The following is a 16109-nucleotide window of genomic DNA, read 5'->3' as shown; positions in this document are numbered from 1 at the left end:
GTGCCAGAACTTACACTGACCTCGCAAAAGCCATTGAAGATGCGTTCTCTAAAGTGTCGCTAGATGACCTTCAAGGATGGTTTACTCATTGCTGTTACTGCACCTCAGCAGCCTAGGAACCGCTATAGTAGAAATAGACCGTTGAGCTAGGCGGAAAATCATGGGGAAGCAGGTGCCACTGACAGCCGGTTTTGAGTTGATAGTAAATGGCATTACAAACCAAGCGCATATCGACTGTGCGAGGATGACCGCCTGTTTTAGCTTTAGGAATCAGAGGTGACAAGATAGACCACTCTGCATCGGTGAGGTCGGTGGCGTAGGGTTTGGCAGACATGAGTTTCAGAGCAACAAGAGACTTAAAATCTACGATGAACAGATAGCTCACTACGATGACTTCAGCTTTGCTTTATAAATGGCCTCTTAGAGCGTTTGGTTTTGAATACTGATAATGGGAAACTCTGTTTAGGCAACAGTAGGTGATTGATACATCCACCACAGCAGAACGATGAGGACCAAAGCGAGAAGCTTGATCACGATGCAGGCTACACCATCAAAGGGGCAAAAAACATGCATCAGTACTCTCCCTAAAATGCATCTTTCGCAGCAGTATTGCTGTCTTGATCTGATCTCTAACCTGCGAAAAAAGTTTGTGAGACCTGTGACGAAGTGCCAGATTATCCTCACAAGTTCCACAAATTTATTTGCTAAAAGGAAAGTCTTAGTGCAGTCTGGGCCAGTGATATTTGTAAACCATCCTCAGTTTCATCACTTTCTGCAAAATGATTTAAATTTCTCGCCCACTGTCATTACAGTTGCAGCCAAATCAAGTCAGCGAAACTATGACCCCTTATTAGTCTCGCTGTAGCTCAACGGATTAGTGACCTTAGAGCAGTTGACCCTAATCTTTGATTGGCTAGAACGAGATTAATAAGGTAAGTAACAGGAGAAAACGATGAGTATTATTCAAAAGCTATTGCACGATTATAATCAAGGCTATCGAGATTTTTCTGGGATTAGATTGCATGGAATGAACCTGGAATCTCTGGCCTTCAGCGGCATCAATTTGAGTCAGGCAGACTTGAGCGGTGCCAATTTAAACGGTGCCGATTTGAGTCGAGCCAACCTGAATCAAGCCAATTTGACCAATACTGATCTCAGAGGAGCAGACTTGAGCGGTGCCAAATTACAGAATGTCAACTTAATTGGCGCTGATCTGCGGAGTGCCTCTTTGGTAGGTGCTGATCTGACGCAGGCTGATCTTCGCAGTGCAGATCTAGAGGGAGCAGATCTCGGTGGCACAAACCTTGACGCCGTAGATTTTAGTGGTTCCAACTTATGTAACGTCAATTTCGAGGGCGCTTGCATGGAGAACACTCATTTAGACGGTGCCCAATATCAGGGCGCTGATCGCCAACCGTTGGCGGTTTGTAGTCAAAGTGCGAACACAGGGACGCCTCACCGCTGGCGATCTTGGGGACTTCACTGATTAGACCGCTTGCAGAAATAATATCCTTGCACTTATCCTCCAAAAAAGGAACTCATCCCCCCCTATCTTGGAGGATATTGAGTACCATTGAGAACGCTCTGTAGAGTATGGAATTGTGTTTAAGCCCTGTGTGGTTTAGACAAAAAAGCTTGAATCTCTATGCCCATCGTTTGGAGTTTTTCGTTGGTTGACTGCTGTTCCTCGTTAGTAATGCACTCATTTGGCCTCTAGCACACCCTGTAATGTTTGTAGCAGCGCTTCAGCGGAATATGGTTTCTGTAGCAAGCCTTTGATGCTCTCTCCAATGGATACGGTGATCTGTTCATCGATGGGCGAACCACTCACAATAATGACGCGAAGTTGAGGATTGATTTTCTGCATCGTGCGGATGGTTGTTGCCCCATCTAAAGCAGGCATGTTCATATCCATCAGAACAACATTGATTTCTGTTTTGTGTTCGGCATACTGAGCGATCGCATCCACCCCATCTGCCGCGACCAACGCCCGGTAGTTATACTGCTCTAAAACACTTCGAGTCACGTCTCGAATCGGAGCCTCATCATCCACCACCAAAATCAGCTCCCCTTTCCCCGACGGCAGGTTCGTTGCCTCTGCTTCAATCCCTTCTTCAGCTTCAATTGCAGGCAGATACACACTGAATAGAGTTCCTTTGTTCACCTTGCTGTCCACGGTGATGAATCCACCGTGGCTTTGAATAATGCTGTAGACCGTGGAGAGGCCCAAGCCTGTCCCTCCCGTCGCTTGTTTAGTCGAGAAAAATGGCTCGAAGATGTGTTCCTGCTGCTCGATGGGGATGCCGATCCCTGTATCAGCAACGGTGACTTTAATGTAGGCTCCGACCTGAGCCTCAATATGGCCTGTTGCCAACGCCTGATCCATATTGAGATTCTGAGCCGTTACGGTTAAAGTGCCCCCCTCAGGCATCGCATCACGGGCATTGACAAACAGATTCATCAACACCTGATAGAGCTGGGTTGCATCCCCTTTAACAGACCAGAGTTCGTCCGCAATATTGACCGACATCTCTAGAGACTTCGGGAAGGTGCGGTGGACGAAAGTTCTAATTTCTGAGATTAAATGTTTGACATTGAGGGCAGTGCGATCGCCTTCAGCCCCTCTCGAAAAAGAGAGCACCTGCTCAATAATATCGGTGCCCCGCTTAGAGCTTTTTTGAATAATCTCAAACTGATGCTGAATCTGCTCGCTGGCATTGGGCAGCAGCAGCGGTAAAAGTTGGGCCACACCATAGATAGGGGTCAAAATATTGTTGAGGTCGTGGGCAATACCGCTGGCGAGGGTGCCGATACTCTCTAGACGCTGGGCACGCAAAAACTGGGCTTCGAGCTGCTTTTGCGTGGTGATATCGGTATTGACGGTCAGGATGAATCTGGGGTTTTCTTGATCGTCTTGCACGAGGGTCCATCGACTCATGACGGTGATCTCTTGACCCACTTTCGTCACTTGTTTGCGTTCGCCTTGCCAGCTACCCAATCGCTGCAAATCAGCCTGAATCAATTCTTCTCCGTCAACAGTCTCGGAATATAACAATTGGTTGGCATTTTGTCCAAGGGCTTCTTCCTCAGTCCAACCGTAAATTTTTGTCGCACCTTGATTCCAGAACTTGATCTCGTCGTCCATGGACCGAACTAAAATGGCATCCGTGGCAACATCCAGAAGGGCAGCCTGTTCTCGAACCTGGAGTTGGGCCTGTTTGCGATCGGTGATGTCTGTAACCACACCATCCATCCGTATTGGACCCCCATCTGCGTCATAGATCACCTTGGCTCTTTCCCTGAGCCAGCGAACCGTCCCATCTGGTCGAACGATCCGATACTCACATTCAGCGCTGCCGGTCTCTCGCAAGACTTGATCAGAGTCTTTGAATCGATCTCGATCCTCAGGATGAACCACCTGCTCCCAAAGTTTTGATGTTTCATAAAACTCAGTCCTCGGACGATCATAAATGGTTTCGGCGGCAGGGCTGAGATACAGCACCTCAGAGGTATCTGACGCTATAGACCAGATCGCATCCTGGAGAGAACTAAGAATGCTATTGAGACGCTCTTGGCTTTCGAGTTGAGCCAGTTCTGCCTGCTTTCGCTCTGTCACATCAAAAATGACGCCATCAATGTAAGGGGGCTGACTCTCTCTCGCAGGGATCGGCTGTCCCTTTTCCCAAAAATAGCGGATGTTGTCAGCACGATCCTTGATGCGGTACTCGACCAAGAACGGCATCTGATGAGCAACTGCCTTTTTTACGGTGGCAATGACATGGGGCCGATCTTCTGGCACGATCAGCGGATCGATGGAACAAACTTCACCGCTCGATAATTCTTCAGTGCTGTACCCCGTCAGCGTCTGACACTGATTGTTGAGAAATACCATCCCGTGTTGCTCTTCAGGAAACACCCGATAGACGATCCCCGGCAGATTCTCGGTCAGGGTACGATAGTTTGCTTCACTTTGCCGAACAATCTGATCGGCTTGCACCCGCTCAAGGGTCTGAGACAACAAATTCGCCACGGACTGCAAGAAATCAATGTCATTTTGACTAAAGAGACGGTGCTTGACTGTGTGAGCGCCGATCACGCCGTAGATTTTGTGCTGACCTTGAACAATCACGCTCATGCCGCTGATCACATTGTGTTTGATCAGTAGAGGGGGACCGCTAAACCGGGTTTCGGTCTGCAGATTTGCAACAATCACCGGATGGTCACTCCGTAGCGTGTAGCCCGCTTGGGAGTCTGCATCTGTGCCGATCACCGCCTGCCCTACTAACCCTGCTTGCCAGCCCACACCGGCCTTCAGGAGCATCGATTCTCCATCCGGTAGAAGTTTCAGAACTTTGCAGTACTCAACGTCTAGAGTGGATGCGATCTCAACTACCACTTCGTCCATCAACTGATCGAGATCTTTAGAAGCCAAGGCCAACTGCCCCAATTTAGCCACGGTCGCCTGTTGCTTAGCCTTCTGAACTAGTGACTGTTCCATCTGCTTGCGATCGGTGATATCGCGGGCGGTGGCATAGAGGAGTTTCTGTTCTAGATCAGGCGTGGTATTCCAAAGAAACCAGCGATAGGAGCCGTCTTGACAGCGGTACCGATTCTCAAAGGCGATGGTGTCAACACCGCTCCCTAGCTGTTCCATTTCCTGTAGCGTTGCTGCTCTATCGTCAGGATGAACAAAATCAAGAAAAGGCTCAGCCATCAGTTCTGCGTCTGAATAGCCCAAAATGCGCTCAAAGGCTGGGTTTATCTGTTTGAAATAGCCATCTAAACCTGCCACACAAAGCAGATCTAAGGACAATGTGAAAAAGCGCTGACGTTCGCTTTCGGCCTCTTGGCGCTCTAGCTCAGCACTAGTCCAAATCGCAAAGGCTGTCAGTCCCTCCTCTATCAGGTCCAAATCTGACTGGGGCTGACGGCTTAACGCCACAATGAGTCCCATCACCTGGCCCGCTGTGTTGAGTAGCGGGGTACCGAAGTACCCTTCAATTTGATCATCCCGAAGCATTGGATCGTCGGGGAACAGAGCTTGTACCCCCTGGTGATGAATACAGGCTTTTTGAGTAATCACATCCTCGCAGGGTGTCCCCGCTAAAGCGTATTCAAAATTGGGTTGAATTTGCCCATTACCAAACGCTGCAAGGGTTTGAATGCTGCCGTCATCGCAAAGCCGACCGATGTGGGCGTAATCGACCTGCAGGGCTTCGGTGAGCTGGGGGAGTTGCGATCTCAAAAAGTCTTCACCCGTGTCTGCCGACACCTCCAGCGCCAAGCTCTTAAGTATTTGTTCACGACGCTGCAGCTTAGCGGTTCGCTCTTCAACCACCTGCTCTAATTCCTGATTTCGTTGTTGGAGCAGATCACGGTTTTGAATCTCTAACTGACAGACCTGTTGCTGAAGCAGATTTAGCATCTCATACATCTCCGCCGGGTCCATCGGTAGCAGATTACTCTGGGTCACGATCCCCTGCAACATGTCCTGTTCATTCGCCACCACGAGCCGCCGGACTCTGTGATGCTGCATCATTTGATGCACCGTCCATAGAGAATCCTCTGGACGCACCAAAGAAAGGGGCGTACTCATGACTTCCTCAGCCTGAGTTTGCACTAGATTCAGCCCCAGTCGCTGGAACTGAACAATGTCTCGCTCAGTCACGATTCCCACTGGGCGAAGTGAATCGGACGATCCTTCTGACTCTATAATCACGACGCAGCTTACTCGATGCTGCACCATCATTTGAGTGATCTGATGCACTGAGCAAGTTGGTACAGCGTGAATCACATTTAAGTTCATCACCTCATGAACCTTCCGAAATCTCATGACATCAGCAGGCTGCAGCAGATTCCGTAAACTTCTCGGCGTCAGCAGTCCCAGAACCTCTCCTTGCTGATCCACAACCGGCAAATGCCGAATCTGATGCCGCCGCATTCGGTCTAAAACCGCAAAAACATCCAGATCATCCGCAAGCTGTAGGGTAAAGACCTCCCGCGTCATCACATCAGCAACGGTGAGATCTGCTAGCGATCTATAGTCGGCAATCAGTCTGACAATATCTCGTTCAGTAAGAATGCCCACCAGTCGAGAATGGTCCAGTACGAGCGCACAACTGGTCTGCCGCTCTGTCATCGGTTCAAGGTCAGAAGCAACCGTTTCTTGGATTCGGGTTTGATGACGACTCGACGCCTGACTCATTAGGTCGATAACGTCTGCCAGCGGTGTATGAGGCGAAACCACTAGAGGAGAGCGGTCAAGCGCCTGCTCTAACGAGACAGTTAGGATTTGCTGCATTATTACCGAACAGTGAGGAAAAGCGGGAGCCTAAAAGTATGATTGGCAGTTGTGAAGAAACCAAGAACGGCTAGAAGTCTAAATATGTGGTTTTACGCTAAATATTTAGTAAATATCGTTAGGCAACCTGCCAGCCCCCTTCAAGGTCAGTCGTGACAGTTATTGCTCCCCCTGAATTGTATACCCGTTTTCCGCTTGTATATTCCCAGTATTGGTGACGAATAATTCAACAAAACGGATGTTGATGCCAAATATACAAGAGCTTTAATGCCCCTGGACTTTGCATTCTAAGAAATCAACGACATCGCTCACTTTCCTCACAACTTCCTCATGAGTGAGCCATAGGCTCTTAGAAAAGACAGTAGGCATCGCCCAAATTTCTATCGCTGCCAGACATATGGCCGCAATACCGTTCATTTTGGAGGAATACTCCATGTCAATTTACATCAGCAACCTTTCTTTTAAGGCCACTGCAACAGATATCAACAACGTCTTTTCAGACTATGGAACCATCAAAGGTATTCATATTCCCCAAGACCGAGAGACCGGTCGCTCTAGAGGCTTTGCCTTCGTAGAAATGGAACGTGCTAAAGAAGATTCTGCAATCAAAGCCCTCAACGGCATCGAGCTGATGGAACGTGCGCTCACCGTAAATAAGGCCAGACCTAAGGTAAGCCGCGATCTCAATAATCGCTAAGCCCTCTAGCCTTAGAGTCTCTGCAAGTCAACCCATGCTTGCAACAGCATCTCTCTTCCTGCATGTAAGGGGTTCTGAACCACAATTCCTCTAAAAACTATGACTCCATTTAGAGCATCTCATCGCATTCCGGTTACTGACATTGATATTCATGCGCTGTCTCTCAATCAGCACGTCCAGCAGATCATTCGCTGGGCTAAGCAGAATATGAGTCGCTCTGTCTGCGTTGCCAACGTCCATATGCTGATGGAAGCCCACTGGAATAATACCTTCAGGCAAATTTTGCGTTCGGCTGACTTAGTGACGCCAGACGGGATGCCGCTGGTGTGGATGCTGCGGTTATTGGGTGCTTACGGTCAAGAACGAGTCGCCGGGATGGATCTTTTTACAGGTCTCTGTCAAGAAGCTCAGAGCCAAAACGTGAGTATCTTCTGTGTGGGGTCTCAGACCCAAATTTTAGCTAAGATGCGCTGCCGTCTAGAGAATGAATACCCTGCTTTGCAGATCGCCGGGATGGAACCACTCCCCTTTCGATCGCTCACTGCCAGAGAAGATCGAGACCTAACCAATCAGATCAATCAGACTCAGGCGGGGCTGCTGTTCGTCTCTCTGGGCTGCCCCAAACAAGAACAGTGGATTGCTCAGCATCGCGGCAAAATCAACGCGACCATGATTGGCCTTGGGGGTGTCTTTCCGGTATACGCAGGGATTCACAAACACGCACCCCAGTGGGTCCGCACCTCGGGTCTGGAATGGGCCTATCGACTGTGCCAGGAACCCAGGAGGCTTTGGCGACGCTATGCATCAACCATTCCCCCGTTTATCTGGCTGGCGATTCAACAGCTCATCAGATGTAAGTGGATCGAAATGAAGAACTCCGATGCCATCAGAAATATTGGCTCTTAATCACAACCCCACCTTCATCGTTCTAGCAACAGCAGCATCACAACTTCCTCAATAGTTTTCGCTAGCCTCAGACATATAGAGAACGCTACGTATCAATTTCTGAGGGTAATGGTTATGACACATGCAACTTATCCCCCCTCCTCAAATCCTGATCTTGGCAAGCCGAGCGAAGACAGTAGACCTGATCCTCCAGCCTCGTCGCAAGACATGGAAGCACTCCAGCGAAGGGTCGATTCTGAAGTCAATCGCTTGAGCGCAGAGATTGCCAGTAACCGAGGCCAACCTCTAGAGCTGCTGGGGGCACTCGGGACTCTTGTAATCGTGCTAGCTGCTGTTTCAGGCTGGCTCGTGTTTCGGGTACAAAAGCTCGAAAATACGGCGCAGCTCAGCTTTGATCCAGCATTGAAAAGTCAAGTAGAGGTGCTTGACCAAAAACTACAAACCCTGGACCAAAAAGTTTCACAAGATTTAGTGGGTGAGCTGCAGGCCACTCAAAAGCAGTTGACTGAGATTGAGCAAAAACTTAAGTTAGTCGAGACGACAACACAATCTCTTAGTAGCCCAGCGGCAGAACCGCCAGCCCCCCCTAGCCAGCCTCAGGCTCAATAGAAAATTACGAACGGCCAGCAGGAGACAGATACAAATCCATCCCCTGCTAACCCAAACTAAAACCGCATCAATCAAAACTTTTCTCAATATGGTCGAGCCTTCTCAGCCTTTACCCCCTACTAGCCATGACTATTAGTACTTCTCATCCTGCCAGATGGCACGTCCCAACCCCCCATCTAGACTACCAACGCCTCTGGAATTCAGTACGCCGTCTTGGTCGCCTATCGAATCGCCTCGGCATCGATCTGGGTACCTCCAAGACCTCAATTTATAGCCCCGAGCAGGGCGTGGTTCTCCAAGAGCCATCGGTAGTGGCGATCAACAAAGAGACCTTAAAACCCATTGCCTTTGGGACCGCCGCCAAAGAACTCATTGGCCGCAACCCCGAAGAGATCGCGGTGATTCGCCCCATCCGTAACGGGGTTGTCACAGAGTTTGAGTTGACAGAACAGATGCTTCAACGCTTTATGAGACAAGCGCAAGGAGGGCATCCTGTTTTTCGCCCTCAGGTGGCAGCAGCTTGTGCTCACGGCGTCACTAGCATTGAGCGTTTGGCCTTGACGGAAGTCATGTCAGAAGCCGGCGCCCGCAAAGTTTCACTGATTGATAAGTCTATTGCAGCGGCGATTGGAGCCGGATTGCCCATCGATCATCCAACAGGCAATTTAATTGTCGATGTCGGGGGTGGGACAACAGAAGTCGCCATCGTCGGTCAGATGGGAACGGTCATCAATGTCACGAGTTGGGAAGCTGGAGAAGCAATTGACCAAGCCATTCAATACTTCTTGAAGTCACGCCATCACCTCCTGATCGGAGAACTCATGGCTGAAAACATCAAGATTAAGTATGGCTCTGCGTTTGCCAACCCTCAGCAGGACAATCAAGAGAGCAATATTTCGGGTCTCGACCCCGTTTCAGGGCTATGTAGAAGCGTAACTATTTGCCGGGGCGATCTCAGAGAGGCCATATCTAAACCCTTACACAGCATTGTAGATACCGTAAAGCGAATTTTAGAGCTAACGCCACCAGAGCTAATTTCAGACATCGCAGATCGCGGCGTCATCTTGACCGGCGGTGGGGCTTTGCTCACTGGCCTCGATCAGCTCATTAGCCATGAAGTCAACCTGTTTGTGCAGATGGCTTCAGACCCCCTTAACGGAGTCGCAATGGGTGCAGGCTACACGCTGGAAACCCCCGTTCCCCATAGCAAAATTTTGGTGGCTCAATAGCGGTCTTCAGTCAGTTTCTGAACGGCGGCTCTGAGAGCTTGTTATGGGTCAGGCGAGTTCTAAATATAGTGATTTCGTTTGGGGTAGATGTCGATGTCTCTGAGGCCAAGCTAGATATATCTGCGATCTCAACTCTGCTCAAGAATAGTATTAGCGTCGGTCAAGACGTGAAGATTCTTGCTCAAACCAGTGGATTGACCCAACTGGAGCTAGATAGCCTGGAGCCACCCTTAGGGAGTGTGACGCTCCAGAAAGCTGATCTGCATCGACTCTACAAACGATTGTCTGCCCTGAAAACGCAATCGGAGCTACTTTATCAAAAGTCGGGCATCAAGGTCGATGTTTCAGAACCTGAGGGTGAAGTCTTAGAGCCTCGATAGATCTGCTGGAGTTGGCCGTGCTAGGCTGCTCTGAAACTCAAAAAGAGGAAGAACTCAACCCTCACAACTTCCTCAGGTTCCTAACTTAAGGTTTTGGCAGAGTCAGCAATGACCCGCGATGCTGACGATAGCAGGCCAGATGAACCTTGACATCTGGTTTTAAGTGGAGTGTGGAGTTTACAGACAATTATGGACGAAGTACGGGGAAGAGATCTCATGGCCGATGAGGAACTGCTTTACCCTCGTCATGGTGCTGTTCGTAGGCAAAGCCATTATAGTCATTTGGCAGCAACCGACCCAAGCACAGCCAACAAAATTGATGCCAGAGGAAGCTCGCTGAACGTTCTCGATCTTAGTCTCCGCACTTGATATTGATATTTAGAGGTTTAGCGATGATTCATCATTACCTTAATACCGATGCTGTTTAAACTGCTTGTCATTCTGCACACGCTGGGGGCCACAGTTTGGACAGGGGGGCACCTCGTCCTTGCTGTCACGGTGCTGCCCAGCGCCCTGAGAAAACGTGATCCTGAACAAATTCATGCCTTTGAAGAAAAATTCGAAGGGTTTGGGCTATCTGCCCTGCTGCTTCAAGTAATCACGGGGCTGTGGCTGACCAGGATTTATTTTCCTAGTATTCAGACTTTTTTCGCCTTTGAATCTTATTTATCGACCTATATTGCCGTCAAGCTGGGCCTGTTGCTCGGCACTTTAGCATTAGCAATTCATGCCCGCTTCTTTATTATTCCCAATCTCACTAAAGAGACCCTGAATTCATTGGCCTATCATATTGCTGGGGTGACCACACTGGCCGTGCTGTTTGTTGTTCTGGGAGCTGGAATTCGCCTCGGAGGTTTACCTTAAAATCTTGTAGAGTTATAGAAAAGCTAAGTATTTTTAGGGAATTGGTTACTATCAGCTCTCAATCTCCCGCACCATTCGTAGCAGGTAACGGGCCTGCTGTAAGGACACCTTGAAGCAATAAAACAAGTCGAAGTCTCTTTAATAAAAGCCGTGGTAACTACGCTTGCAATTACCACGGCTCTTTAGAGAACAAATTAAACGTTTATCCTCCTTTTTCTCTAAACACTAACGATTGAGGTTGTAGCCAATGCCGAGAAAGACGCCAAAGTCTGTATCATCAATGAACCCGGCATGAACGCCAGTTGTGGCAGTGAGGTTCCGGTTGAGTGGAAGATCGACACCACCAGTGACCATGGGGCCAAAGTCTCCATCGGTAGTGACTGCCATGCCTCCTCCGAGGTAAGGAGCAAACAGGACTTGAGACTGACCGATCTTGCCTGCTTTAATGGGCGCAAAGTCAAAGGTTGCAGGCAACAAGAAAGTTGCATCATCTTCAAAGTCAGTGACGACGGCGGGACGAACTGAGAAGAACTCAGTCAGGCCAATCTTGCTGTAGATAATCAGACCATCTTCCCCGACAGAGGTGCCTCCAAAGCCACCAAAGTTACCGCCAATGCCGATATAGCTAGGTCCAGAGCGTGTGGCTTGGAAGGGCTGAGCTTCTTCCAAAGGAGCCTGACTCACGACTCCATCTTCTTGAAGCTGCAGAGATTGAGCTTGCTGACTTAGGGACTCAGCACTAGGAACCGGCTCAGAAGCCAGTGCCGCTTGAGCAATCAACGAAGCACCCACAATACCGACACAAGCGAGAGAATACTTCATCCAAGACAAACGACGGGTTTTCATTTTAAACCCCTCCATTTTTGATTTAATAAAATGTTTTGGACTAATAGCTCTGAAAACAAGAGATAAACTCTTTATTCCTTTGCTATACTTCTATTTTAGCGTTTTTAATCTGGAACAGCTTGCTTTTTGATCTCAATGACTTGCATTCATCCCATCAATGAAAGTGAGTTGTTTGACTGTTCCTGCCCAAGAGAATTTGGCGAAATATAAGTTAGGTGTCGTCCTTGAATCAGGCTTCACAGAAACGCCAAGTTTCACTGCTTATATCAATATAGAAACCTATTTCTACACTTATGCGTGGTTCCCGCGCTTAGGAGGAAGCGATGGCTGTTTTATCACGCATTTATAGGGTCTTGGGCGTCGTGGCTGCGATCGGCGTTGCGATCGCGACCCATAATCTTGACTGGACAAAGCCTAGCCTTGCAAAGTCTCAAGATCGTACTAACGCAGTCGAAATCGCCCTAGGTCAGCCAGAGGCGATCAATCGAGAAGATCAGTCTGTTATCCTCCACAGTGCCGGAATTCAAAAGGCTCTACAGGGCAACTATCTGGATGCAATTGAGGATTACAGCCAAGCACTACGGCTGTCTCCCCGCAATCCTGATATTTTCTTCAATCGTGCCGTTGCCCATTACGCTGTTGGGCACTCACAGCAAGCGCTGAGGGATTTTAATCACGTCATTCAACTGCAGCCCACGATGGCAGAAGCCTATGCAGATCGAGCAACCCTTCGCCTAGAGGCAGGAGATTCAGCGGGAGCCATCGCTGACGTTCAGAAAGCAGCCGATCTATTTGAGCAACAAGGTGAGCCAGATTTAGCCGCAGAGATGCGGGAATGGGTTCAGCAACACAACACAGGCTCTGACTTTTAAGCTGCTCCTTTCTGTTCGACCAGAAAGGGAAGCAGCAGGGCTTGTAGAAATACCCCAAGGCTCATAAGTTCCTCAACAAACTTTTCTAAGATCAAGGTGTAGAATCCCTGTGGCTTTGTCTGCAGCCAAAGCGCAAATGGAATGGCGTAGATAAACGATGCCAGATCTAAACTGTCTGGAGTCAGTCTGGGAACTCACATCCGTTGCTGTAATACAGCAGCCTAATCAAGGGAGGAGCGCAGCATGTTTGTTCGTTCTACCAAGCGAGTGAAGCTACTCGGGGCACTGGTCTTCCTGGCCGTGATGATGACCGGGACTGCGAATGCTGATATTCGTCGCTACAAAGATCTAACGCTGGCCCGCAACGCTGAGCCAACTAGCCATGTTCTTAGAGGGTATAACCGGGGGGCTATCTCCCTACACCACATCGTGGGTTCCCGAGATGGCGATCGCAATATGTGCATGGGCTATGGTTCCTACGATGCAGATCACATCATCAAGCTCGAACAACGGCTCCCGAATCTGACCCTTCAGGTCAGAAGCAAGTACCCAGATACAACTCTTGCCGTTATTGGCCCCCATCAAAAGCTCTACTGTGCCGATGATTCTCCATCGGGGAGGGCGGCCCAACTAGAACTGCACGATCTGAAGCGTGGAACCTACAAAGTCTGGGTCGGAGGTATTGATCAAGGTGCGGCTTTCAAATACACGCTGAAGGTCAGTCAGCCAGATGCCGTTTCACAGAAATAATGTATTCAATACGGTTGTTGCCTTATGTTTAGACATCCCTGGAATCCGGCCTCAGACCTTGAAGAAGAGACCTCGGGCCAGTCTGACTCGATGGACGTTCAGACTGGCCCCCAGATCGAAGATGACCGCACCGGCTTTAGTATTGAGACCCTGCGACGTGCGATCGCAGATAACCTCTACTACATTCAGGGCAAATTTCCTGAGATTGCCACCCAGTATGACTACTACATGGCCTTGGCGTATACCGTGCGCGATCGCATTCTCCACCGCTGGATCAACACCGTCAAAACCTACCGAGAGCAAGACGTAAAAGTCGTCTGCTATCTGTCTGCCGAATATCTCCCTGGTCCCCATCTGGGAAATAACCTCGTGAACCTCGGCATCTATCCGCAGGTTGAACAGGCCGTCAGAGCATCCGGTCTAGACCTCAATGCACTCCTCGCAGAAGAAGAAGAACCCGGCTTAGGCAATGGTGGCCTCGGGCGCTTAGCCGCCTGCTACATGGATTCCCTCGCCACCCTAGAAATCCCGGCCATTGGCTACGGCATTCGTTACGAGTACGGCATATTTGATCAAGAAATCCGCGATGGTTGGCAGGTGGAAATCACCGACAAATGGCTACGACTCGGCAATCCCTGGGAAATTCCGCGTCCTGAAAATGCGGTAGATGTGAAATTTGGTGGCTATACTGAGTCTTACACCGATGACCAAGGACACTATCGGGTTCGCTGGGTTCCCCATCAGGTGGTTAAGGGTGTCCCCTACGACACACCCATCTCAGGCTATCGCGTCAACACCACCAATACTCTCAGACTGTGGAAAGCAGAGGCACCGGAATCCTTTGATTTTCAAGCCTTTAACCTCGGTGACTACTATGGGGCAGTGGATACCAAAATTACCTCTGAAAACCTGACAAAGGTACTCTATCCCAACGATGAGCCGATTCAGGGAAAGCAACTTCGGTTAGAGCAGCAGTACTTTTTCGTCTCCTGTTCCTTGCAAAACCTGCTCAAAATTCATCTGCTCAGAGAAGATCCGTTAGAGACCTTTGCTGATAAATTTGCCATTCAACTCAATGACACTCACCCGGCGATTGGCATTGCTGAACTGATGCGATTGTTGGTAGACGAGTATCTGATCAATTGGGAAATTGCCTGGGACATCACTCAAGAGGCGTTTGCATTCACCAATCACACCCTACTTCCAGAAGCTCTGGAGACTTGGTCTCTAGAGCTATTCGGTCGTCTTCTCCCTCGCCATCTAGAAATCATCTACGAAATCAATCAGCGCTTTCTTGATCAGGTGCGGCTCAAGTATTTAGGAAACACTGACAAGCTGGCTCAGCTCTCTCTATTGGATGAACGTCGCGGGAAACGGATTCGGATGGCGCACCTCGCCTGTGTGGGCAGTCATGCCATTAATGGGGTCGCAGCCTTGCATACGGAACTGCTCAAAACTGGGGTGCTGCGCGATTTCTATGAGCTGTGGCCCGAGAAATTCAGCAATAAGACCAATGGCGTCACCCCTCGCCGCTGGATGGTTTTGATTAACCCTAGACTCACCCAACTCATCTCTCGCAACATTGGCGAAAGTTGGATCAAGCAGCTTGATGATTTGAGACAGCTTGCCCCCCTGGCGAATGATCCGAGTTTCTGTCATGAATGGCGGCAGGTGAAGCGGGCCGTAAAACAAGATCTAGCTGACTACATCCAGACGACCCAAGGGCTAACCATCAACCCAGACTCAATTTATGATGTCCAAGCCAAGCGCTTTCATGAATACAAGCGGCAGCATTTGAATGTGCTGCACATCGTCACGCTATACAACCGAATCAAGCACAACCCTGAGATTGAGATGACGCCTCGGACCTTTATCTTTGGCGGCAAGGCTGCACCGGGATATCGGATGGCGAAGCTGATCATTAAGCTGATTACTGCGGTGGGGGATGCGGTGAATCAAGATCCTGATGTTTGCGATCGCATCAAAATCGTCTTCATGCCCGACTTCAATGTCACCAACAGTCAGCGAATTTACCCGGCGGCGGATCTATCCGAGCAAATTTCTACCGCCGGTAAAGAAGCCTCTGGCACCGGCAACATGAAATTCTCAATGAACGGAGCCTTGACCATCGGCACCCTAGATGGAGCCAATATCGAAATCCGGGAAGCCGTCGGCGCTGAGAATTTCTATCTGTTTGGGCTAACGGCCCAGGAGGTAGCCGATCTCAAGGCAAGCAGCTACAACCCCCGAGCATATTACGATTCAAACGCTGCTCTGCGAGAGGCACTTGACTTGATCAGCTCAGGATACTTCTCTCACGGAGATGGCAGCTTGTTTCAACCCTTAGTTGAAGGGCTTTTGCACCACGATCCGTACCTAGTTCTTGCTGATTACCAGTCCTATATTGACTGCCAAGACTCCGTGGGACAGGCGTTTCAAGATCAGGAGACCTGGACCCGCACCGCGATTCTCAATGTCGCTCGGATTGGGAAATTCTCCTCTGACCGGGCGATCCGCGAGTACTGCCAAGACATTTGGCACGTCGATCCGGTCCACATTAAGCTTGAGGAGTATGTGCAGGCTAAAGCGGCTTTAGCAGGCGATCACTGCCTTGACGCGAACGCCTGTCCTTTCTAGCGAGTCTGCCGTTATGAC

Annotated in this window: 12 protein-coding genes and 2 pseudogenes; 11 read left to right on the top strand and 3 right to left on the bottom strand. The window is 49.5% G+C overall.

Going from position 1 to position 16109, the window contains the following annotated elements:
• Positions 1–124 precede the first annotated feature (124 nt).
• A pseudogene (locus C1752_RS22875) lies at positions 125–334 on the bottom strand (transposase); the annotation flags it as partial.
• A gap of 537 nt (positions 335–871) precedes the next feature.
• On the opposite strand from C1752_RS22875, the pseudogene C1752_RS30495 reads away from it, so the two are divergent.
• Together C1752_RS30495 and C1752_RS22860 are read left to right on the top strand one after the other, a co-directional pair.
• A pseudogene (locus C1752_RS30495) lies at positions 872–928 on the top strand (DUF2949 domain-containing protein); the annotation flags it as partial.
• Positions 929–952: 24 nt separating this feature from the next.
• Complete coding sequence (locus tag C1752_RS22860) at positions 953–1486, top strand: pentapeptide repeat-containing protein (protein WP_110988372.1); 534 nt, start codon at positions 953–955, stop codon at positions 1484–1486.
• 216 nt (positions 1487–1702) lie between these two features.
• Here C1752_RS22860 and C1752_RS22855 read toward each other — a convergent pair whose 3' ends face one another.
• On the bottom strand, positions 1703–6301 hold the full coding sequence (locus C1752_RS22855) for a PAS domain S-box protein (protein WP_110988371.1): 4599 nt from the start codon (positions 6299–6301) through the stop codon (positions 1703–1705).
• A gap of 433 nt (positions 6302–6734) precedes the next feature.
• Between C1752_RS22855 and C1752_RS22850 the strand changes: the two genes are divergently transcribed.
• The 6 genes from C1752_RS22850 (at position 6735) to C1752_RS22825 (ending at position 10986) form a co-directional block, all read left to right on the top strand.
• Positions 6735–6998 (top strand): RNA recognition motif domain-containing protein, encoded by a 264-nt coding sequence (locus C1752_RS22850; RefSeq protein WP_110988370.1) that lies wholly within the window; start codon positions 6735–6737, stop codon positions 6996–6998.
• A 99-nt stretch (positions 6999–7097) separates the two neighbouring features.
• Entirely contained in the window at positions 7098–7904 is an 807-nt protein-coding gene (locus C1752_RS22845; protein ID WP_110988369.1) for a WecB/TagA/CpsF family glycosyltransferase, read from the top strand.
• Positions 7905–8018: 114 nt separating this feature from the next.
• Positions 8019–8513: a hypothetical protein gene (locus C1752_RS22840; RefSeq protein ID WP_110988368.1), complete on the top strand. Its 495-nt coding sequence runs from the start codon at positions 8019–8021 to the stop codon at positions 8511–8513.
• A 125-nt stretch (positions 8514–8638) separates the two neighbouring features.
• Complete coding sequence (locus tag C1752_RS22835; protein WP_110988367.1) at positions 8639–9742, top strand: rod shape-determining protein; 1104 nt, start codon at positions 8639–8641, stop codon at positions 9740–9742.
• 68 nt (positions 9743–9810) lie between these two features.
• Entirely contained in the window at positions 9811–10122 is a 312-nt protein-coding gene (locus C1752_RS22830; RefSeq protein WP_110988366.1) for a hypothetical protein, read from the top strand.
• Between the two features lie 417 nt (positions 10123–10539).
• Complete coding sequence (locus C1752_RS22825; protein ID WP_110988365.1) at positions 10540–10986, top strand: copper resistance protein CopD; 447 nt, start codon at positions 10540–10542, stop codon at positions 10984–10986.
• Between the two features lie 225 nt (positions 10987–11211).
• On the opposite strand, the gene C1752_RS22820 is transcribed toward C1752_RS22825, so the two are convergent.
• Positions 11212–11832 (bottom strand): hypothetical protein, encoded by a 621-nt coding sequence (locus tag C1752_RS22820; protein WP_146242409.1) that lies wholly within the window; start codon positions 11830–11832, stop codon positions 11212–11214.
• Positions 11833–12155: 323 nt separating this feature from the next.
• Here C1752_RS22820 and C1752_RS22815 point away from each other — a divergent pair, with 323 nt between their 5' ends.
• The 3 genes from C1752_RS22815 to C1752_RS22805 all read left to right on the top strand — a co-directional run bounded on the left by C1752_RS22815 (position 12156) and on the right by C1752_RS22805 (position 16091).
• The gene (locus C1752_RS22815; RefSeq protein ID WP_110988363.1) at positions 12156–12704 is read left to right on the top strand and encodes a tetratricopeptide repeat protein; all 549 of its coding nucleotides are present in this window, start codon (positions 12156–12158) and stop codon (positions 12702–12704) included.
• A 243-nt stretch (positions 12705–12947) separates the two neighbouring features.
• Positions 12948–13454, top strand: coding sequence for a hypothetical protein (locus C1752_RS22810; protein WP_110988362.1), 507 nt, complete (start codon positions 12948–12950; stop codon positions 13452–13454).
• 90 nt (positions 13455–13544) lie between these two features.
• Complete coding sequence (locus C1752_RS22805) at positions 13545–16091, top strand: glycogen/starch/alpha-glucan phosphorylase (RefSeq protein ID WP_110988376.1); 2547 nt, start codon at positions 13545–13547, stop codon at positions 16089–16091.
• Positions 16092–16109 lie beyond the last annotated feature (18 nt).

Origin of the sequence: Acaryochloris thomasi RCC1774, assembly GCF_003231495.1 — a bacterium.
Lineage (GTDB): Bacteria > Cyanobacteriota > Cyanobacteriia > Thermosynechococcales > Thermosynechococcaceae > RCC1774.
Note: the sequence above shows the minus strand (reverse complement) of the source record. Positions and strands in the feature narration are given on the sequence as shown.